We start from the raw sequence: 19096 nt of genomic DNA on the forward strand, positions 1-19096 counted from the left end.
GGCCGGCCTCGCCCCAACCCCGGTTCCGGGGCCGGCCCCCGACTGGCGTGGTCGTCGGGATTGTGGGTCGCCGAATGTCCTTATGTGGTTGGTCTTTGGGCCAGGCATGTGGCCCTCGGAGGTTCCCGCCAAGGTGGGTTGGCCAGTGAACGAGCCGGGCGCACCCATTGCCGTGCTGAGTCACACGCCGCCTCGGTCCGCATCGGGTGCGACGGGTCCTGCCCGGGGCGGATGTGGGCATCTGGTCGTGTCTTAGCCCGGATTCACCGATGGGCGTGGTGGTGTGAGCGTGGCGTGAGGAGCGGATGCCCTTGTGTGTTGGAGGATCGGACTTGTCGAAGGTCGAAACTCTGGCACTACGAAGGGCATCCGCAAGATGCAACTGTCTCACACGTTCGCGGCGACTTCGGCGGTGTTCGACGAGCCGAATCTGGTGTCGTCGGCAGGCCTGGTCCCGGTGATGGGGCTGGCGGAGTCGGCTGGGTTGGCCGACCTTGTCGATGCATGTCTGAGCGTGCCGACCGATAAAGGTGCCAACGCCGGCTCGAAGGTGGCGTCGCTGGTGGGTGGGATGGTCGCCGGGGCGGACAGCATCGACGACATGGCGCTGCTCCGCCATGGTGGGATGGGCCGGGTCTTCACCGGCACCTATGCGCCGTCGACGCTGGGGTCGTTCCTGCGCTCGTTCACCTTCGGCCACGTCCGCCAGCTCGATGCGGTCGCCTCGCGGCTGCTGACCGGGCTGGCGACCAGGACGCCGCTGGTGGCCGGGATCAACGGCATCAATGACTACGCGGTCGTCGACATCGACGACACGATCGTCGAAGTCCACGGGTATGCCAAGCAGGGGGCGGGGTTCGGCTACTCCGGAGTGCGCGGCCTGAACGCCCTGCTGGCCACGCTCACCACCGGGCAGACCGCACCGGTGATCGTGGCGCAGCGGCTCCGCAAAGGCTCCTGCGGCTCCGCACGCGGCGCGAAACGCCTGGTTCGTGACGCGTTGAAGACCGTGAAGACCCTCCGAGGCGCCGGCACCGAAGAGTCGTCTGCGGCCCCTGTGCTCGTGCGGGCGGACTCGGCGTTCTATGGCCGGCCCACCATCGCCGCCGCTGTCGGCGCGGGCGCGCAGGTGTCGGTCACCGTCCGCCTGGACACGCCCGTGAAGAAGGCCATCGCCACCATCGCTGACGACGCGTGGCACACGATCGAGTACCCGCACGCGGTCTATGACGAGACCACCGACTGCTGGATCTCCCGGGCTCAGGTCGCAGAGCTACCGTTCACCGCCTTCAGCGGGAAGAAGAAGGCCGACCAGGTGCCCGGCCGGCTGGTGGTCCGCCGCATCCCCGACCTCAACACCACACCCGGGCAGGACGGCCTGTTCGACGTGTGGCGGTTCCACGCCTTCTTCACCACCGTGCCCACCCAGGCGATGGACACCGTGACCGTGGACAAGACCCACCGAGCCCACGCGATCATCGAACAAGTCCATGCCGACCTGAAGAACTCAGCCCTGGCGCACCTGCCCTCGGGCCGGTTCGCCGCGAACGCCGCCTGGCTCGTCCTGGCCGTGATGGCGTTCAACCTGACCCGCGCCGCGGCCACTCTCACCGGGCCGGCGCTGGCCCGCGCGACCACGGCCACGATCCGCCGCAAGCTGATCGCCGTCCCCGCACGCATCGCGCACTCCGCCCGACGGATCACGCTGCACCTGCCGACCGCCTGGCCGTGGGAAACCGCGTGGACACGCCTGTTCACCCACGCCTGCGGGCCACCCACCCCGGCAACAACCTGACCACCCAGCCTCCTACGGCGCGAACCGGAACCCCGAACGTGGACACCTGGCAACCAGGCCAGGCGAAAGCGCCTGCCCCCAACCACAGCCCAGCAGCAACGCGCCCCCGGAAACGATCACCTACAGCCCATCGGTGGATTCGGGCTTAGGGCTTCCGGTTCGTCCGGTTCGGGGTATGACGGCAGGCGCTTACGTGGTAGCGGTCTCGTCCCAGTCGGTGCGGTGGTCCCAGATCCAGCGGAAGGGGTCGCGATCGCCGCGGAACATTGCCTTCATGGCCAGCGGCATGGTCGCGTCGCGCAACACGCGGCCGATTGGTCCGGCCGTCTTGCCGGAACCGTTGCGACGGCCCTGGGTCACGATCTGCTCGACCCTGGGCCGCCGCGCTGCTTCGAACGTTCCGAAGGCTGCGGCCGGGTCCGACTGATCGCGCAGTGCCCTGCCGAGCACGACCGCATCCTCGATCGCGAGGGAGGCGCCCTGGCCCGCGGACGGGGAGACCGCGTGGGCGGCGTCACCGACCAACACCGTGCGGCCGCGGTGCCAGGCCGGAACCGAGGGCATGTCGTAGGTGACCCATCCGGTCGTGATCTGTTCGGTGTTGTCGATCGCTGCGAGCGCCGGTACGTCGTCGTCACGGAACAGTTCGCGCAACTGTGCCCGCCATACGTCGGCAGGGACGGCAGCGAGTTCGGCCGGGTCCGGCTCCTCTCGCCGAGGCGGGTTGGCGAACCACCAGACGTCGCCGTTCGGGTGCCCGACGTAGCCGAAGAAGCAGCGTTTGCCGAAGACGAGGTGGTTCACGCCTGGTTCGATCCCCAGGTTCAGCCCCCGGGCGTAGCCGGCGGTGTTGAGGAACCCGACGTACCGGGGCCGAGGCGCCGTGGGATCGATCAGGGTGCGAACGACCGACCGGATGCCGTCCGCGCCCACGAGTACATCGCCCTCGGCGGTCGTGCCGTCGGTGAAGTGGGCACGAACGTGGTTGCCGGTGTCGTCGATGTTGACCAGGCGCTTGCCGCGGATGATTGGGATACCGCGGGTGGTGGCCTCCTCGACCAGGGCGGCGCACAGGTCGGGGGGGGGGGGGGGTAAGAGTGATGGCGCGGGTGCCGTCAGCCAGTGCGCCGCCTTGCGGGAAGTCGGCGAGCACGCGGCCGCGGCCGTTGGTGATGACCATCCGTGGAGTGGCGAAGCCACGGTCGAGCACGGCGTCGTCCATATCGAGCGTTCGGAGGGCGGAGATCCCGTTGAGCGCGAGACCGAGGAAGGCGCCAATGCCGTCGGCGTTCGTGTCGTATGCCTCGTAGATGACCGGGTCGAGACCTGCACGCTGCAGGGCGACAGCCGTGACCGGTCCGGCGATCCCGGCGCCGATCACAAGGGCGGTGCGTGGCATGGGTTCGGTGCTCCGTTCGTTCGAGGAGATCCGTGGTAGTCAGGTCCAGATCCCGAGATTGTTTCGTTCGATCGAACGAAACAATGCGTTAGGATCCTCACCATGTCAACCGACAAACCCCGAGCGTCCCGCCGGCAGCTACTGGCCGATCTGATGCAGGCCGGCCGGGAACAGAGCAACGCGATCGTGATGTACCACAGCGCCGTTGCCACCCGGCTCGGCCTGAGTACGACCGATGAGAAGATCCTCGACCTGCTCGAGCGGGAGGGGCCCCTCACCGCGGGTCAGCTTGTCGAGCGGACCCGGCTGGCTCCTTCCTCCATCACGGCGGCGATCGACCGGCTGCAGCGCGGCGGTTTCGCCCGCCGCCGGCCGTACGCCAAGGATCGGCGCCGGGTCACCGTGGAGCTATGCCACGAGGGTCTGAGGGGGGCGCCGGACCTCTTCGCCGACCTGACACGTCGGCTCAAGAAGCTGTACGCCAGCTACAACGACGACGAGTTGGCCGCGGTACTCCGTTTCATGCGAGAGGCCACGATCGCTCAGCGAGCCGCCACCGAGGAGCTCACCAAGCCAAGTGCATAACCCCGTACTACTCAGTCCGTGGGCGCCGTTGACGAAGAAGGCCTGGGAAGCCGCCGGCTTCGCGACTGGCGCCTTCGCGGTAGCAGTCCAGCTGGTGTGGGGTGGCGCCGTGGGCGACGGCGCGGGCTGTGGGAACGGGCCCGGGGCCTCGAGGTGCCGGGTGCTGGTGAGATCCGGTAGTCCAGAGCTGAGATGACGGCGCCCGCCCATTCCTCACAATCCCGGCGGACACCTTTCGCCCGAATCCGGGCGCACCGGAAGATCGCGGCTCGCGCCTACCGCTAACCGGTATGCCAACGTGCCAGAGGGCCTGCCCAGCAGATGGCGGTTCGCCGTCACGACGCGGGCTCCGCCGCGACAGATGCTTGCGGATGACGGAGCTCACCCTCTCGACCAGGATGCAGAGGTCGAAGAAATGAGAACTTTCCAGCGCACCGGCACCGCGGTCGTCACGACGATCACGGACCGCGCTACGCACCAGAACGTGACCCGGTCCACCCACCGTCGGCGCACGCTTCCGCCGGCGCGGGAATCCCTTGCACCGTTGCCCACCACGGTGCCGGCGCTGGAGACCTCGGATCAGAACCTGACCGCGCCGGTCGTCACCACCCGACCCTGCCGGCACCACAGACCTGCGCGTCGCGCGCTCCCTCGCACTCGACGCCGTTCTCGACGACGTTTCCGACACTGAGGGAAGGGACTGAGGAGCCCGCCATGTCTGACCACCAGCGAGCGATCGAACTCTCCCAGGCCGAGTGCCTGCATGTGCGGATCCACCTGCAACTCGTCCACGGCCGCCGCCTCACGACCCAGCCGTCAACCACGACCACACATCACGCCGACGGAAAGCTCCTCGCCCCGGCCGACTGGCTGTGGACGCAGCTGCCGTGAGCATGCCGGTCGGGACCGTTGCGTCGACCTCAGCGGCATCGCACAGTGTGCACTGGGTCGACCCCCCTGGCCTCGAACTGCGTATGTCCAGTCACAATCCTTGAACCCACGTCCGCCGTCAACCTTCGACGTGATCGCGCAGGCATGCGGCGCCACGTCCGGACGAGATTGCCGCCGTAACCAGTAGGGCCTCATTTCGTTAGTACAGCTAGCGTCGGTGCTGTGCAGGCCTGGCCGATGGTCGCCCCCGCTGATGGCCCGACCGAGCACTTACCGACGCCGCCAGCGTTCCCACCCCCTGGGAACGCCGGGTCACGCTGCCGCCCAGCGGGCGGGTTCCCCGAACCTGGGGCTCCGCTCGCGGGCGGCGGGTGACGCTGACCACCGGCCCTGGCCGGATGAGCGGACCCATGTGAGCGGCGGACCGTCCTCCGTGCAGGCCCGCGACCTTCCGCAGTGCCCCGCCACACCCTCGGACATGGCTAGGGCGGGGCGCCATCTTCGGGCTCACCTGGCGGTACGGCGATCGGCGCTCTGCTTCAGCCCTCCCGCAACGGAACCCGCGGCGGGCGTGACCTGCGGCGCTACCGGATCAAGATTGCCATTGCGCGTAGGTGCTTGCTTGTGAAGCCGTCACTCGCGAGCGAACGGCCCCGAACTCTTGTAGCCTCGCCGACGGTCGCCCCATTCGCCCATATCACGGCTCGATGACTTCGCATGGTCAGAGGTTGATTGCTGGCCGAGGTCGAACCGTGTGATGACGCGGGACGGGTCTTGGGGCGAGTAGATTCCTGGCCGTGAGCAACGATCTTCCCAACATTTTGTATGAATATATTGGTCGTGTTGTCGTGAAGGCGGCCGAACTCGAACGGGCGCTGGCGGAGGTGTATACCACCCTCACGCTCGGACCGCCGGACGGCACGACAGCAGAGGACGAGCGTCGAGCGTTCGTCAAGACATGGGCGAGCAAGCCCGGCACATTGCTGGTCGCAGAAATGCAGAAGCCCGACGCAGGAGTCCCCGGACACCGCCGTAACGAGTTTGACGAATACCTGGGCGACGTGACCACAGCGCTGGACTCAAGGCACGGCGTCGCGCATGTCGGCGAGACCGAGGCAACACTGATGGAGCAGGTGGCCACTCTCAGCCGGCTCGTCCACTGGGCGTACATCTGGCTCGGTCGGTTCGAGGCCGAATGGCTCAGTGGTCGCCTACCGGCTCGCCCACAGCTTGGCGACGAGGCGACGCGTTAGTCAGCCCGGTGCACGTGACCGTGCGGCGGTAGTGGGCGTTGAGGGACTCGACGCTGTCCACCGCGGCGGCCGAGCTGGCAACCGCCTTCGCCACCAGGCCGACAGTGCAGCCGGACTTCAGAGACCGGCTGCTCGGCGAAACTCGCAGCTTCGGGGCCATCGCGGGGCCACGCGTGGTGGGTCTCTGGCCGATCTCACAGGCTGGTGCGGCCTCGTTCCGAGCCGGGAGCTGGGTTCGGTGGCTGTGGTGCGATCTATGGTCGCGGCCGGGCACCGTTGTTGATGGGGATGGGGTGGTCGTGGTGGTCCCGGCACCGCGGACGCTGTCGGGGGAGCAGCACCCGTCGCCGCAGGACCTCGAGCACGACTATGGGCTCCGGGTCGCAGCTCTCCTTCCGTGTGCTGGCGGGTTCGAGAGTGACTGCTGGGTCGCTGACGATCGCTGGTTCGTGAAGCGGTGGCGGGGTAGTGAGCCTCCGGCCCGTCTGGGGCTGCTTGAGGAGCTGGGTACTGCGGGAATGCCGGTGCCGGCTCCGATTCGCACGCTCAATGGTGAGTTCTACACAGCATCGGGCCCGCGGCCGTACGCGGTGTTCCCGTTCGTCCGAGGACGTGAGGCGGTCGATGATGACTGGCGGCTGACGGCGGAGGCACTGAAGAGCGTGCATGACCTTGCCGGTGTCGACCTTCCAGCGACCACGATGGACGAGCCGGAGATCTGGCAGCTGCGAGAACGGCTGGACCATCCGTGGATCAGGGACCGCAGACGCGAGGTAGCGGCAAGCATCTACCGCCTGGAGGCCACGATCGAGCGAGCGAGGGCAAAGGTGGTGCGGCACGTCGTGTGCCACCGTGACTTCGGCGGGTCGAATCTCCTCATCGATGGCGGCCAGGTGGTGGCCATCCTGGACTGGGCGCAGGCTGTGCTCGGCCCGCGCGAGCACGACGTCTGGATGGCCGCCGAAGGTCGACACGGCTCGTCGTTCCTGGCTGCCTACGGCGCTAACGATCTCGACGTCGATCACATCGAGTACGCCCTGCTTGCACGTGCGCTGCGCGACATGGCCGGTCGCGTCCTGCAGGAGGTGGACAGGCCTGGGGTGGACACCTGGGGGTTCGACCGGATCGCCAGGCTCGACCGCGACCTGGCGATGTTCGGCCCGTACTGCACCGGGAGAGCTACTCCTGGCCGCAGTTGTAGGGTCGCCAATGTCGGCAGCCCTCGTCGCCCCGGCAGGGGAGGGGCGGGCGGCGTCTAACGGGAGACCGGAACCGTTCGTTGTCGGTCGCAAGAGCACCCCGGGCGACGGTCAGGGGAGTCCGCTCCTGGTCCGCGGTGGATGACGTGCCCGAAGGCGTCGCAACGCTAGCTGTCAAAGGTTCATGGCGGTTGGCCGTTATTGGACGGAACTCGTTGTGGGGAACCTCTGTCGCGGTAGTTAGCAATGCTGACATTCTCAGCCTCCCCAGCGGCGTCGCCGCTTTGCTGAGGTGGGGCATCGGATGTCGGCTTCGGTTTCGTCGCGTCGTCGTCGGTCTTGGTGAGTACCGGTGCCGGCCGGCACTCCTACCCGTGGTTGGCGGCGGTGGTTGACCTTCTCCACGGTGCTGTTGGTGGCGCTGGGTCTTGTCGGGGTGGATGTGCCGGCCGATCTGGCTGGGCTGGCTCCGGCGGTTGCGGAAGCGGCGACCGCGCCGGCGGGTGCGGAGTATGTGCCGCTGGCTAGCCGTTAGGAGTCAAAGTATGGCTGATCCATGGAAGGAGTGGCTAGGAAAGCATCTACTGGACCTTGGCTACGGTGGACGCGGCTGGGATATCCTCATCTTCGTCGCTCTGTCCGGTGCTGGTTTGGGCGCTCTCCTGGGCGGTCTATTTGGCGGTATGGGCATTGGTATTGCCGTCGGTTTCCTGTGTGGATCCGGCCTGAATATCGCGTTGGTCGTGTGGGCACTTAGACGTAGGAGGGTTAGCTCCCTTCCGCCAACTCACAGGTCGTCCCCGCCTAGAGATGAATGACGATTCGTGTGGATGTAGAGGATAGGGTTACGTCGCCAAGGTGTGTCGGGCATGGGATTGGCTCTGCCTTGGCAACGGTCGCTACAGCCGTAGATGGCGGTGACGCCCAGCCTGCGCTATCGGTACCTGAGCTAGGGATTATGGTGCTGAAAAGTCGAGGAACGCCTTGGTATGTCTACCTTGGATTCACGATCCTCGTTCCAAGCGCAGTTGTCTTCGCGTTAAGCGATCGATTGATCCAGAATAGCTGGTGGTGGGCGATGCTGATAATTGCTGCCGTAATCCCAGTGCTTCTGATGCTTCGACGGATCGGGCACAACGAAAACAGCGATACCGATGCCCATTCCGGCGACGACAGCTGAATTTGCAGTGCTGAGTGCTTCCGGACCAGTCCGCCGGCCGCACCCATGCTTGAGGCCCGCGCGGGGCCAAGGCGGCGGGGAGTAAATGCTTGTCGATACGGATTGGCGTGCCGCGGCGGCAGCCGGAAGTCTGCGGACGCGACCGAGTAGCTGTTGTCTCGGGTCCAGCCATAGACGCTGTAGGGGACGTTCTTTCGGAGCTTGGATGCTTTGCCTTGGAGTTCCAGCCGCCGGTCGGGTCGTCCGCACAGAAGGAGGTGGAACGGCCGGTGAGCTTCGGTGCGTCGTAGCTAGCGTCTTCGATGCGTCGGCCTTGTCCGGTGCTAGCTCGCTGGCCGGCGTGGCGCCAGTAGGGGTCAGGTGGTGCGGCCGATGTGGATTACGAGCACGGTGACGGTGTGGTCTTCGATTTCGTAGACGATGCGGTAGCGGCCGATCCGGATGCGGAACGCGGGTCCGATCTTGGTGGCGTAGGGGGGTAGGGGTTGGCGGTGAGCTCGTCGAGCACGGTGAAGAGTTCACGCACGCCGGCTCGGTCGTCGTCGAGGTATCCGGCGAGACTGTTGAGGGCGTTCTCGCGCCAGTCGAGGGTGTAGGTCACTCGGTGAGCCCGAGCCTGCGCTTGGCCTGCTCGTGCGGGATGGTCCGCAGGGTGCCGTTGGCTTTCTCGAGTTGGTACTGGGCGATGGCGAGCCGGTCTTCGAGGTCTTCCAGTTCGGCGGCGCTGATGATGGCGGCTGCGGTTTGGCCGTGGTCGGTGATGATGACGCGTTGGCGGGTGTGCGCGGCGCGTCGTACGAGGCTGCCGAAGCGGGTCCGCGCGTCGGTGATGGTGACGACTTCGGCGCGGGCGGCGGGTGTCGGCTCGGGAAGACCTTGGCTCATGACACAAGTGTGCACTACCTGACACTTGCTGCCGGTCCTGACGGCGGCGTGTCGGCGCCGATGGCTGGCACCGTCAGCCAGGACGTCGGAGCCGGCGAGGGCCGGTGCCGGAGGAGTACGCACGCCATCGGCGCGACGGTAGCGGTCTGGCTGAGTCGCACGGTGTGGTCAGCGCCAGTCCGGCCGTGTCCAGCGGGCTGTGGCTGGTCGGTTCACGGCGTGGCGGATACGCGGCGAAGTGGTGGTCGGGGCGGTGAACGGTGCTGGTCACACGGGGTGTTGGAGATTGCTTGAAAATCGCTAGGGCAGGACCCACCTGTCCTCATGGGTTCGAATCCTATGCCCTCCGCTCCACCTGTATAGCTGCCCTGACCTGCGGAAACGTGGAGCGGTTCGGGGCTGTTAGCCCGCCCCGAACCGCTCCCGCAGCGTCTTCTTGGAGAACTTCCCGACCGAGGTCTTGGGGACCTCGTCGATGAACTCGACCCGCTCGGGGATCCACCAGTGTGCGACGCGCGATGACAGGAACGCGCGGAGGTCGTCCGCGGTCAGCGCGTGGTCGTCCGCGCGGACCACGCAGGCTAGTGGGCGCTCGCCCCACCGCTCGTCGGGCATCGCGATCACTGCCGCCTCCAGCACTGCGGGGTGCGCCATGATCGCGTTCTCCAGCTCGACGGAGGAGATCCACTCGCCGCCGGACTTCACGAGGTCCTTGGTGCGGTCGACGAGTCGGATGTATCCGTCGGGCGAGATCGTGGCGACGTCGCCGGTCCGCAGCCAGCCGTCGTTGGTGAACGACGCTTCACGGTCGCCGTCGGCGCCGTAGTAGGAGGCCGCGACCCACGGCCCGACGACCTCCAGCTCGCCGTGGTCGCTGCCGTTCCACGCCACCTCGTGCGTCGTCCCCGGCTCGACGATCCGCGCCTCCACCAGCGGCATGGGCACGCCCTGGCTCGCCCGCATGCGCGCCAGCTCGTCCGCGGGCAGGTCGGCAAGCGTGCTCTTGATCGTGCACACGGAGCCGACCGGGCTCGTCTCGGTCATGCCCCACGCCTGCAGGATCGGCAGGCCGAGCCGCCGTTCGTAGGCCTCCGACAACGCCTGCGGCACGGCCGACCCACCGCAGACGACGGCCCGCAGCGCGGAGAGGTCGCGGCCGTGCAACTCGTCGAGCGCGCCCGTCCAGATCGTCGGCACGCCGGCGGCCAAGGTGACGCGCTCGCGCTCGATCAACTCGGCGATCGCCGCCGGGCTCATCTGCGGACCGGGGAACGCGAGCGCGCTGCCGGCCATCGCGGCCGCATACGGCAGGCCCCAGGCGTTGGCGTGGAACATCGGGACGATCGGCAGGATCGTGTCCCGCTCGCTGACACCGAGCGTGTCGGCCAGCATCACCCCGAGCGAGTGCAGCACCGTCGAGCGGTGGGAGTAGACGACCCCCTTGGGGTGGCCGGTCGTCCCGCTCGTGTAGCACATGGCCGCGGCCTGGTTCTCGTCGTCGACGTGGAAGTCGATGGCCGGGGACGCGCCGATCAGCGCCTCGTAGTCGACGATGCGATCGTCGGCCGGCACCTCGCCGGCGCCGTCGTCCATCACGACCACGTGGCGCACCGACGGCGCGTCCGCGATCAGCGGCAGCAGCGTCGCGGCCAGCGAGCGGTCGACGAATACGACATCGTCCTCGGCGTGGTTGACGACGTAGGTCACCTGCTCGGGGAACAGGCGGATGTTCAGCGTGTGCAGCACGCGCCCGCTGCACGGGACCGCGAAGTACAGCTCCAGGTGGCGCGCGCTGTTCCACGCGAACGTGCCGACGCGCGCGCCGGGCGCGACGCCGAGCGCGTCGAGCGCCCCGCCGAGCCGGCGCGTCCGCCGCGCCCACTCGCCGTAGGTCTGCCGCTCCCGCCCGGTCGAAGTCAGCGTCGTGATCGTCTTCTCGGCGAACAGCCGCTCGGCGCGGTTGAACGCGTGGACGAGCGTCAGCGGGTGGTCCGACATCTGCCCCAGCATCTGGTCTGTCTCCTCGATCGATCGCGGCGAGCTGCCGCTCGTCCGTCCGGTCTGTGAGGGAGTGCGGCGCACGTCCTCGATCCCGTCCGTACCGCCAGCCCGTTGGCGACCACCGAACAACCCGCCATGAGAGCCGTCCTCGCCACCGCGCACTCCACCAGCCGCCAGCGCATGCGGTGAGGGTAGTGGCGGCAGGGCGACGCCAACAGGACCATGACCGATGTGGAGCGGCTGCAGCGCATGGTGGCGGACCTGCGGGCGATGCGGGACCAGTGCGAGCCGAAGAGCCGCGAGGACCAGAGGTACTTCCACTTCTCCAACGCGGCATCGCAGCTGCTGTGGCTGATAGGTGACCTTCAAGCCGAGGAGGGCTGACATGGATGTCGGTGACTTGAGCAGCGACAAGGTGAACGAGGTCGCGTACATGGACGCCACCAAGGAGGCGGTCCTCCAAGGGTTCAATGCCGTCCTGGTCGATGCCGGTCGGCGCTACCGGATCAAGATTGGTAACTCGTTGGTTGGAGTCATCTCTCGTCGCAACGAGCGCGAGTGGCGCACAGATGAGATGAGCTGGGAGGGAAGTGGACGCGATCGTGGGCGTCGACTACAGCCGTGGCGCGCAGGAGTTCCACATAGCGAGGTGCGACGCCACCCACTCCCAGGCCCTGGGCCGCCCGCAGTCGCGGGATCGGTGGGATCTGCTCGGACCTCCTGGCGCATGACGATCGGGAAGAGGGCGCCAGCTACGGCGATACACGGCACGGCGGAGACGACCCGCCACCCGACTTCACATCGGCTACAGACGCCGAGATCCAGGCTGGGCTGGCGTCATGGACGTCGGAGCTCGAGGTCGTGCACGCGTCGTTCGTGTGACGCCGCCCGCGTAGCGGCGAGCCCGGACGCCTGCGTACAGAGGTCTGCCTGCTCTGAGCGGCGCGTCCCAGGATGCGGCCGTCAGACGGCCTCGGAGATGGCGTCCTTGGCGCGGCGGACCAGTGCCTGGGCGAGCTCGATCTTGTACGCCGAACCGGGCAGCGGCGTTGCGTCGCCGAAGCCGACCGCATCGCCGTCGGGCGACTCGACCAGCCACGGCACCGGGGCGACCCCGGCGAGTGCGACCCGCACATCCTCATCGGACCGGACCGCCGCGACGCCGACCAGGGCGAACGCGTACCGCTTGCGGTCCATCGCCTTCAGGTAGGTGCTGGCATCGGGCCGCGGCACGTCGATCTCCAGGATCAGCTCGCCCGGTTCCAGCGCGGTGACGGTCCGGTCGTCGTCGGTGGGGAGCCGGTACAGGTCGGCGATCGGCAGGTCCCGCCCTGACGTACGCACCGTGGCCTCCAGCGCGAGCAGTGCCGCGGCCGGGTCGGACGGGTGCGCCGAGGCGCAGCGGCTGTTGCCGAACACCGCGTGCTCGTCGCTGCGTCCGTCGCGGGCCAGGCACTTCTCGCCGCCGGCCAGCCAGCAGTCGTGCCCGAGTCGCCAGTACCAGCAGCGGGTCGCCTGCAGCAGGTTGCCCGCGATGGTGCCCATGTTGCGGACCTGCGGCGACGCCGACAGTCGGCATGCCTCACGAAGGGCATCGGGCAGGCCGGCCGAGGCGTCGGCGTATTCCAGCTCCGTGAGCGTCGTACCCGCACCGATCCGCACCCCGCCGTCGTACGGCGTGATCTCGCGTGGCAGCACGGCGCGGACGTCGACGAGGGTGTCGGCCGCGAGTAGCCCGTCGCGCAGCAGCGGGACAACCTCGGTACCGCCGGCCAGGGCCACCGAACCGGTGCCGAGCCCAGCCTCGCTGGACTCGGCGTCGGCGAGGCTAGACAGTCGCCGGAGCTTCATGGCGTTCCTTCGCTGCTTGTCGGTCGGCCGCGTCGCGGAGGGCGCGCAGCATCTCCTCGCGGTCGAGGGGGAGTTCGTGGACGTCGGCGCCGGTCGCGTCGCGGATGGCGTTGGCGATCGCGGCGGCGACCGGGATGATCGGCGGTTCGCCGAGTCCCTTGGCGCCGAGGCTGGTGAGGTTGGGGTCGGGTACATCGACGAGCTCGGTGATGATCTCGGGGACGTCGGCGATCGTGGGCATGCGGTAGGCGTCCAGCGTCTGGGTGAGGACCTGCCCGGTGGTCGGGTCGAGCAGGCGTTCCTCGGACAGGGTGTGGCCGATCCCCTGGATGACGCCGCCCTCGAGCTGGCTGGAGGCGCCGAGCGGGTTGATGACGCGGCCGACGTCGTGGATCGCGGCGAGGCGTTCGACCCGTACCTCGCCGGTCTCGATGTCCACCGCGACCTCGGCGACCTGGACGCCGAAGGTGTGCACGCCCATGCCGGTGGGGTTCGGGCCACGCGCGCCCTTGCCGAGGATCTGGGCGTTGCCGAGCAGGCCGAGGACCTCTCCGGTCGGCCAGGACTCACCGTCGGCGGCCTCGATGCGGCCGGCGCGCAGCGTCAGCTGGTCGGGGTCGCGTTCGTAGCGTTGGGCGGCGATGTCGAGTATCTGCCGGCGGGCGTCGCCGGCGGCGGCGCGGATCGCTGGACCCATCGACGGGGTAGTGGAGGAGCCGGCCGCGGCGACGGCGTACGGCCCGCGGTCGGTGTTGCCGAGGACGAGGTCGACGCTGTCCAGCGGCAGGCCCAGCTCCTCGGCGGCGACCTGGGACATGGCGGTGCGGGTGCCGGTGCCGATGTCCTGCATTGCGGTGACGACGGTGGCGCGGGCGTCGGAGCCGACCCGCACCCACGCATAGGCGGGAGGTCCACCGCCGCCGTACCAGATCTGGGACGCCATGCCGACGCCTCGCCGCCAGGGCCCTTCACTACGGGCGCGGACGTCGTGGCGGCGGGCCCAGTGCTTGTCGGCGCGGGCGTAGCACTCCATGAGGTTGTTGGAGGAGTACGCGGTGCCGGTGGCCGGATCGGCTGGGGAGAAGTTGCGGCGACGGATCTCGAGCGGGTCCATCTCCAGCTTCACCGCGAGCTCGTCGACCAGGCACTCCAGGCCGAAGGTGCCCTCGACGAACCCGGGTGCGCGGAACGCCGCCATCGGCGGGGTGTTGAGGCGGGCCGCGTACTCGACGGTCCGGACGTTCGGGCAGGCGTACAGCCCCTGCATCGGTCCGGCGGTGGAGGCCATCCAGCCGCCCCAACCGAGGGCGGCGACGAACTCCCCGCCGAGCGCGACGATCGTGCCGTCGCGGCGGGCGGCGATGGTGAGGCGCTGGATGGTGGCGTTGCGGTTGCCGGCGGCGAGGTTCTCCTCGCGGCGGGTCAGGGCGCAGCGGACGGGGCGGCCGGTGCGCTTGGCGAGTTCGGTGGCGATGAAGGTGTAGTGGCCGGGGTCGTTCTTGGCGCCGAAGCCGCCGCCCATGAATTCGCAGATCACCCGAACCTTGTCCGCCGGTATGCCGAGCTCCTGGGAGACGCCGTTGCGCACGCCCCAGATGTCCTGGGTGGAGGTGTGGACGACCAGGGTGTCGCCTTCCCACGTACACACCGACTGGTGGGTCTCGAGGGAGTTGTGGAGGACGACCTGGGTGCGGTACTCCGACTCGATCACGACGTCGGCCTCGGCCAGAGCCGCGTCGAAGTCGCCGCGCTCGTAGTGGCGGGGCTCGGAGGTCAACTGGCCGCGGCGTACGGCCTCGTCGGGGTCGAGGACGGGTTCCAGGAGCTCCCAGTCGACGTCGATGAGCGTGAGGGCGGCGCGGGCCTGGCCTTCACTGTCGGCGGCGATCGCGGCGACGGGTGCGCCGTGGTAGCCGGCGAGGGCCTGGACCTCGGGGGCGTCGCCGGGGCCGATCGCGCCGCGCACGCCTGGCGCCTGCAGGGCCCGGGACAGGTCGATGTGGCGGACGCGGGCGTGGGCGTACGGCGAACGAAGGACAGCGGCGGTCAGCATCCCGGGCAGTCGGACGTCGGCGGTGTAGATGGCCTCGCCGCGGGCGCGGGCGTGGCCGGACTTGCGGGTGGCGGGGCGGCCCACGACGTCGAGCGGGCCGGACGGCCACTGGTCGAGGGAGTCCTCGTCGACGACCAGCCAGATGGTCTCGAAGCGTCCTTCGACTTCCTTCTCGGTCCTGATCAGGCGCGCCATGTCAGGATCGCCTCCTCGATCTTCGGATAGGCGCCGCAGCGGCAGATGTTGCCCGCCATCGCGTGCCGGATCTCCTCGCGGCTGGGCTGCGGATTGTCGGCGACGAGGGCGGTCGCGGACACGATCTGTCCGGGCGTGCAGAAGCCGCACTGGAGTGCGTCGCAGCGGACGAACGCGTCGACCATCGCGTGTTCGCGCAGACCCTCGATGGTGGTGACCTCGGCGCCGTCGACGGTGTGGGCGAGGGTGATGCAGGACAGCGTGGGTTTGCCGTCGACCTGCACCGTGCAGGCGCCGCAGTGTCCTTCCCCGCACGCGACCTTGGTGCCTGTGAAGCCCAGGTCGTTGCGGAGGAGTTCGACGAGGGTGCGTCCGACCGGCGCGGCGACCTCGTAGCGCTGGCCGTTGAGGGTGAGCCGGATGGTGTCGGCGCCCGGTGCGTCGTTCGGGTCTGGTGCGGCGCCATTCGAGTGCGGCGCGACCTCGGCCGTCATGACCGGGTCCTTGGCCGCGAAGGAGCTCCTCGTTCGGTCCTCATCAACCGTCCCTTCATCCGGAGCCGGCCGGGTCGCGGTGCGCACACCGGAACGCCGCGATTGTCCCGGATATCGTGCGACCCACAGCGGGCTGTGTCCAGCGCTGGTCCCCTGGCCGCGGCGGTAGCGGTTGTAACAACGCCGCGTATTCGCCGCGCCTCTGTCCTGACACCGCGCGACCAGCGTCCGGGTCAGGAGGTCCGGACCCGGTTGGCTACGGCAGCGAGGATCGCGGCCGTCAGCCCGACGCCCAGACCGATCGCCATGGCGATCAGGAACGTCGAGCCGTGCAGGACCAGCTCGCGGAGCGACGAGCCGACCTTCTCGGCCAACGAGGTCGCGCCTGCGGGTGGGTGATGTCCCAGGGACGACCCGATGGTCCAGAGTGCCTCGTGTACGACGGCCAGCGAGAGTCCGTAAGGGGTTCCGGCGACGAGGTGGTCCCGGATCGGCACCGACGTGCGCTGTCTGCTGGGATCGGCCTCAGCTTCCCGTGGGATCGGCCGGAGGTCGTCGGCCCGGCGAATGCTCGTCGCGTACGTGTTGCAGCGCAGGAACGGCCCTTGCTCGTACGCAGGTCGGCGTAGCTTGCCGTTCTTCCCTGCGCCACCGCCGACACCTCGGTGAGAGGCGGACGGCGCCCTACCAGATGTGTGGTGGCGGTGTCGTTCCGTCCAGACGACACTGCGCGGCTTCCAGGTCGTACTCGATCTTCTCCGACCGGAACCCGTTGCTGATCGAACGGTGAACGCTGTGGACACTGCGGTGGATCCGGTAGATGCGCAGGAGCTCTGCGTCCAGCGTCGTGGTGAGGATCTCGTCGAGCCGGTCGACGGCCTCCTGAAACCCTTCGTAGGAACTGCATTCGATGACAAGGTTGTCACGCATGCCGAGAAGTGCGAAGCGCCGGTCACCGCGGGCGATCCCGAAATTCCAGTCCACGACAGCCGACACCTTGCCATGGTCGTCGAAGAGAACGTTGCCGAACGAGAAGTCGGTGTGTACGACGTCGCCGCCGGTCACCTCGAAGGATTCGCCGTCGTCGATCTCCAGAAACCGCTTGAGAATCCGCCGGCTTCGTTCGTCGTATCGGCCCAGCGTTTTCTGCCAGGGATGTTCACCCGCGACGAGCACGGGGAACTGCGGCGGCGGAGGAACGTCGGGCCTATCGACCAGCAGCCCGGCGAACTTCTCGTTCGTGGCCACCATCTCCTCGACCAGACCGGCATCGAATCGCGTCACATGCTTGCCGGGAAGGCGTTCCTGCACGACCGTCACCATGCCGTCGGCCAGCTGCATGATCAGGTCATACCGTGGAACGGGCAGGGCGTGAGCGCGGACCAGCTGGAGAGTTTCGGCAGTGAGGTGCATGTATGCGAGCGGGATGGTCGGGCGGGTGATGACACCTGCTCGCCCGTCCGGCCACCGTACGTAGGCTGCGCTGCTCACACCTCCGATCTGGTCGGACAGGCCTGTCAACTCCAGCCTGCTACCCGTCCTCTGGTTGATCTCTGCGACGACTTTCGTCGGTGCCCAGGGGTTCTCGGACAGAGTGAACTCCAACGGATGCTCTTCCATCGCTTCTCCCAAGAACGTCGGGCACCGAGTCTGCACAGTGGCAAACACCAAGAACAAGTCTTGTTTCACCCCTCCGCCGATGGTGAACTTGGCGTGGCGCACCCCTCAAGGCGCCGGTCGAAAACCGCTCCCCGGCAACGCGATGGCGGGATGGGCATCCCTAGCTACCCCGACGGTGAGCTGTCGAAGTACGCCGATTAACTCCCCGGGGCTTGGTGTGGCTTGCTCTGGTCGGCCGGATCTCGGCGTTTGCGGCCAATGGAACGAGATAGATGCCGCGGCGTCGCGGTGGGGGCTAGCCGGGACCTAGACACCCGTCGCGCCGGCTCCGGGCCATGGTGTCCAGTCTGTTGGGCGGGTGGGTTCGAAGTAGCCGAGATACATGTCCAGGGCGGGATCCAGCAGGGGGATGTAGCGGCCTTCCTCGATGCCGGTCCCTGGGTCGTTGGCCTGCTGCTGCGCGGAGACTCCGGCGATGAGCGCAATGAACAGCGCCATGCCACGATCCGTCGCGGCGGTGGGGTGCAGATGGTGGTGCCGCACAGCACTGGTGATAGCGCCGTGGAGCAGCTCGTTGGCGCGCAGGCTGGGCGCATAGGCCTGTTCGGACGGTGTGAATCCGGGCACCGCCGGCGTGAACAGCAACTGCGTGAGCACCGGCTGGTCCACCGTGAACCGCAGGGTTGCCCAGGCGGCGGCGCGCACCCCCGGCCAGCCCTCGTCGGCGGCGCCGATGGCGGCTGCGAGGAGGTCGTGGTGGGTGCGCATGCCGCGCTCGAACAGGGCGTCGTAGACCGCGGTGCGGGAGTCGAAGTACTGGTACAGCGATGGCTGGCGCAGGCCCACCCGGCGCGCGACGTCGGTCAGGTTGAGGGCCGCCACGCCCTGCTCGGTCATGACCGCGAGGGCGGCGTCCAAGATCTCGTCACGGGTTTGGGCGCGGCGCCGTTCCCGGGGCGTGCTGGGCGCCGGCTGAGGAGCGGGGGCCTTGCGCGGCGATGCCATGAACGCATCCTAGATCTTCCGATGAACTACCGAAAACACTAGTGGTCATTGGTTAGCCTAGGTGGCATCGATAGTTGCCGAGGGAGGTTGTCATGGAACGTCTGGATCGCGACACGGTTCGCCTGCAGGTCGAGGCCACCGCGGAGTCGCTCTACGACCTGGTGTCAGACGTATCCCGTACCCCGCAGTGGAGCCCCAAAGTCGTCTCCTGCAGCTGGCTGGACGGCCACACCGAAGCGGCCGTCGGGGCACGGTTCCTCGCCCGCAACAAGGAGCGCTGGCTCACCTGGTCCAACAAACCTGTCGTGGAGACCACCGAACGAGGAAGAGAGTTCGCGTTCACCCGTACCGAGCCCGGCGGCGGCACGATTCGCTGGTTCTACCGGTTCGCTCCGTCCGGCAGCGGCACCATCGTCGAACACGGCTACGAGGTCCTCCGGCCGGTTCCCCTCGCCCTGCACGTCAGCCTGCGTGTCCTGCTCGGGATCCGCGACCTGCGCAGTGACCTTCACCAGAACATGACCACCAGCCTGGGACGGCTGGCTGACATCGCCACGACCCGACCCGCGCAGCAGGCGCCGACTGAGCCCGCCTGAGCGCTTGGCACACGAAGCCTCCCGGCTCACCGTGGCCGACCAGCCACCTACACGAGGATCTGGCCGAAGAGGGTCGTCGTGTAGGTGGCTGTTG

General features: G+C 68.2%; 18 protein-coding genes and 1 pseudogene. 9 read left to right on the forward strand and 10 right to left on the reverse strand.

The features are described 5' to 3' along the window. Positions 1 to 376: 376 nt before the first annotated feature. Positions 377 to 1795, forward strand: coding sequence for an IS1380 family transposase (locus F4554_RS01340; protein ID WP_179785658.1), 1419 nt, complete (start codon positions 377 to 379; stop codon positions 1793 to 1795). A gap of 189 nt (positions 1796 to 1984) precedes the next feature. Here F4554_RS01340 and F4554_RS01345 read toward each other — a convergent pair whose 3' ends face one another. Further along, on the reverse strand, positions 1985 to 2995 hold the full coding sequence (locus tag F4554_RS01345) for an FAD-dependent monooxygenase (RefSeq protein ID WP_202889095.1): 1011 nt from the start codon (positions 2993 to 2995) through the stop codon (positions 1985 to 1987). On the opposite strand from F4554_RS01345, the gene F4554_RS31375 reads away from it, so the two are divergent. The 5 genes from F4554_RS31375 (at position 2928) to F4554_RS01365 (ending at position 7182) form a co-directional block, all read left to right on the forward strand. Then, on the forward strand, positions 2928 to 3233 hold the full coding sequence (locus F4554_RS31375) for a hypothetical protein (RefSeq protein ID WP_202890292.1): 306 nt from the start codon (positions 2928 to 2930) through the stop codon (positions 3231 to 3233). The two genes, F4554_RS01345 and F4554_RS31375, sit on opposite strands and share 68 nt — an antisense overlap. 63 nt (positions 3234 to 3296) lie before the next feature. Next, complete coding sequence (locus F4554_RS01350; RefSeq protein ID WP_202889096.1) at positions 3297 to 3779, forward strand: MarR family winged helix-turn-helix transcriptional regulator; 483 nt, start codon at positions 3297 to 3299, stop codon at positions 3777 to 3779. A gap of 714 nt (positions 3780 to 4493) precedes the next feature. After that, the gene (locus F4554_RS01355) at positions 4494 to 4670 is read left to right on the forward strand and encodes a hypothetical protein (protein WP_179785663.1); all 177 of its coding nucleotides are present in this window, start codon (positions 4494 to 4496) and stop codon (positions 4668 to 4670) included. 797 nt (positions 4671 to 5467) lie between these two features. Next, positions 5468 to 5923 (forward strand): hypothetical protein, encoded by a 456-nt coding sequence (locus F4554_RS01360; RefSeq protein WP_179785664.1) that lies wholly within the window; start codon positions 5468 to 5470, stop codon positions 5921 to 5923. Positions 5924 to 6225: 302 nt separating this feature from the next. Continuing rightward, positions 6226 to 7182 (forward strand): phosphotransferase enzyme family protein, encoded by a 957-nt coding sequence (locus F4554_RS01365; protein WP_337796283.1) that lies wholly within the window; start codon positions 6226 to 6228, stop codon positions 7180 to 7182. Positions 7183 to 8658: 1476 nt separating this feature from the next. Here the strand turns inward: F4554_RS01365 and F4554_RS33915 are convergent. Both F4554_RS33915 and F4554_RS01375 read right to left on the reverse strand, forming a co-directional pair. Beyond that, the gene (locus F4554_RS33915; RefSeq protein WP_179791222.1) at positions 8659 to 8763 is read right to left on the reverse strand and encodes a type II toxin-antitoxin system RelE family toxin; all 105 of its coding nucleotides are present in this window, start codon (positions 8761 to 8763) and stop codon (positions 8659 to 8661) included. Between the two features lie 136 nt (positions 8764 to 8899). After that, entirely contained in the window at positions 8900 to 9187 is a 288-nt protein-coding gene (locus F4554_RS01375; protein ID WP_179785666.1) for a type II toxin-antitoxin system Phd/YefM family antitoxin, read from the reverse strand. A gap of 250 nt (positions 9188 to 9437) precedes the next feature. On the opposite strand from F4554_RS01375, the pseudogene F4554_RS01380 reads away from it, so the two are divergent. Continuing rightward, positions 9438 to 9541, forward strand: a pseudogene (locus F4554_RS01380). 48 nt (positions 9542 to 9589) lie between these two features. Here the strand turns inward: F4554_RS01380 and F4554_RS01385 are convergent. Beyond that, entirely contained in the window at positions 9590 to 11197 is a 1608-nt protein-coding gene (locus tag F4554_RS01385; protein WP_179785667.1) for a long-chain fatty acid--CoA ligase, read from the reverse strand. Between the two features lie 213 nt (positions 11198 to 11410). Here F4554_RS01385 and F4554_RS01390 point away from each other — a divergent pair, with 213 nt between their 5' ends. After that, on the forward strand, positions 11411 to 11572 hold the full coding sequence (locus F4554_RS01390; RefSeq protein WP_179785668.1) for a hypothetical protein: 162 nt from the start codon (positions 11411 to 11413) through the stop codon (positions 11570 to 11572). 579 nt (positions 11573 to 12151) lie between these two features. Here the strand turns inward: F4554_RS01390 and F4554_RS01395 are convergent. The 6 genes from F4554_RS01395 to F4554_RS01420 all read right to left on the reverse strand — a co-directional run bounded on the left by F4554_RS01395 (position 12152) and on the right by F4554_RS01420 (position 18406). Further along, positions 12152 to 13039 (reverse strand): FAD binding domain-containing protein, encoded by an 888-nt coding sequence (locus F4554_RS01395; RefSeq protein ID WP_179785669.1) that lies wholly within the window; start codon positions 13037 to 13039, stop codon positions 12152 to 12154. Next, a complete protein-coding gene (locus tag F4554_RS01400) occupies positions 13017 to 15287 on the reverse strand; it encodes a xanthine dehydrogenase family protein molybdopterin-binding subunit (RefSeq protein ID WP_179785670.1) in 2271 nt (756 codons plus the stop codon). Before F4554_RS01400 ends, F4554_RS01395 begins: the two co-directional genes overlap by 23 nt. Continuing rightward, the gene (locus F4554_RS01405) at positions 15275 to 15781 is read right to left on the reverse strand and encodes a (2Fe-2S)-binding protein (protein ID WP_179785671.1); all 507 of its coding nucleotides are present in this window, start codon (positions 15779 to 15781) and stop codon (positions 15275 to 15277) included. The genes F4554_RS01400 and F4554_RS01405 overlap by 13 nt, the downstream gene beginning before the upstream one ends. A 233-nt stretch (positions 15782 to 16014) precedes the next feature. Further along, positions 16015 to 16278 (reverse strand): hypothetical protein, encoded by a 264-nt coding sequence (locus F4554_RS01410; protein WP_179785672.1) that lies wholly within the window; start codon positions 16276 to 16278, stop codon positions 16015 to 16017. Positions 16279 to 16465: 187 nt separating this feature from the next. Beyond that, complete coding sequence (locus tag F4554_RS01415) at positions 16466 to 17503, reverse strand: phosphotransferase (protein ID WP_179785673.1); 1038 nt, start codon at positions 17501 to 17503, stop codon at positions 16466 to 16468. Positions 17504 to 17707: 204 nt separating this feature from the next. After that, complete coding sequence (locus tag F4554_RS01420) at positions 17708 to 18406, reverse strand: TetR/AcrR family transcriptional regulator (protein WP_179785674.1); 699 nt, start codon at positions 18404 to 18406, stop codon at positions 17708 to 17710. A 92-nt stretch (positions 18407 to 18498) separates the two neighbouring features. On the opposite strand from F4554_RS01420, the gene F4554_RS01425 reads away from it, so the two are divergent. Beyond that, positions 18499 to 19002 carry an SRPBCC family protein gene (locus F4554_RS01425; protein WP_179785675.1) on the forward strand — a complete coding sequence of 168 codons (504 nt, stop codon included), beginning with the start codon at positions 18499 to 18501 and terminating at the stop codon, positions 19000 to 19002. Positions 19003 to 19096 lie beyond the last annotated feature (94 nt).

The organism is Actinopolymorpha rutila (genome assembly GCF_013407855.1).
GTDB classification, from domain to species: Bacteria; Actinomycetota; Actinomycetes; order Propionibacteriales; family Actinopolymorphaceae; genus Actinopolymorpha; species Actinopolymorpha rutila.

What these genes read in the sequence shown, in the direction of transcription:
- F4554_RS01340 (WP_179785658.1), top strand. Translation starts at nt 377, where the DNA reads ATGCAACTGTCTCACACGTTCGCGGCGACTTCGGCGGTGTTCGACGAG.
- F4554_RS01350 (WP_202889096.1), top strand. Translation starts at nt 3,297, where the DNA reads ATGTCAACCGACAAACCCCGAGCGTCCCGCCGGCAGCTACTGGCCGAT.
- F4554_RS01355 (WP_179785663.1), top strand. Translation starts at nt 4,494, where the DNA reads ATGTCTGACCACCAGCGAGCGATCGAACTCTCCCAGGCCGAGTGCCTG.
- F4554_RS01375 (WP_179785666.1), bottom strand. Translation starts at nt 9,187, where the DNA reads ATGAGCCAAGGTCTTCCCGAGCCGACACCCGCCGCCCGCGCCGAAGTC.
- F4554_RS01385 (WP_179785667.1), bottom strand. Translation starts at nt 11,197, where the DNA reads ATGCTGGGGCAGATGTCGGACCACCCGCTGACGCTCGTCCACGCGTTC.
- F4554_RS01390 (WP_179785668.1), top strand. Translation starts at nt 11,411, where the DNA reads ATGACCGATGTGGAGCGGCTGCAGCGCATGGTGGCGGACCTGCGGGCG.
- F4554_RS01395 (WP_179785669.1), bottom strand. Translation starts at nt 13,039, where the DNA reads ATGAAGCTCCGGCGACTGTCTAGCCTCGCCGACGCCGAGTCCAGCGAG.
- F4554_RS01400 (WP_179785670.1), bottom strand. Translation starts at nt 15,287, where the DNA reads ATGGCGCGCCTGATCAGGACCGAGAAGGAAGTCGAAGGACGCTTCGAG.
- F4554_RS01405 (WP_179785671.1), bottom strand. Translation starts at nt 15,781, where the DNA reads ATGACGGCCGAGGTCGCGCCGCACTCGAATGGCGCCGCACCAGACCCG.
- F4554_RS01420 (WP_179785674.1), bottom strand. Translation starts at nt 18,406, where the DNA reads ATGGCATCGCCGCGCAAGGCCCCCGCTCCTCAGCCGGCGCCCAGCACG.
- F4554_RS01425 (WP_179785675.1), top strand. Translation starts at nt 18,499, where the DNA reads ATGGAACGTCTGGATCGCGACACGGTTCGCCTGCAGGTCGAGGCCACC.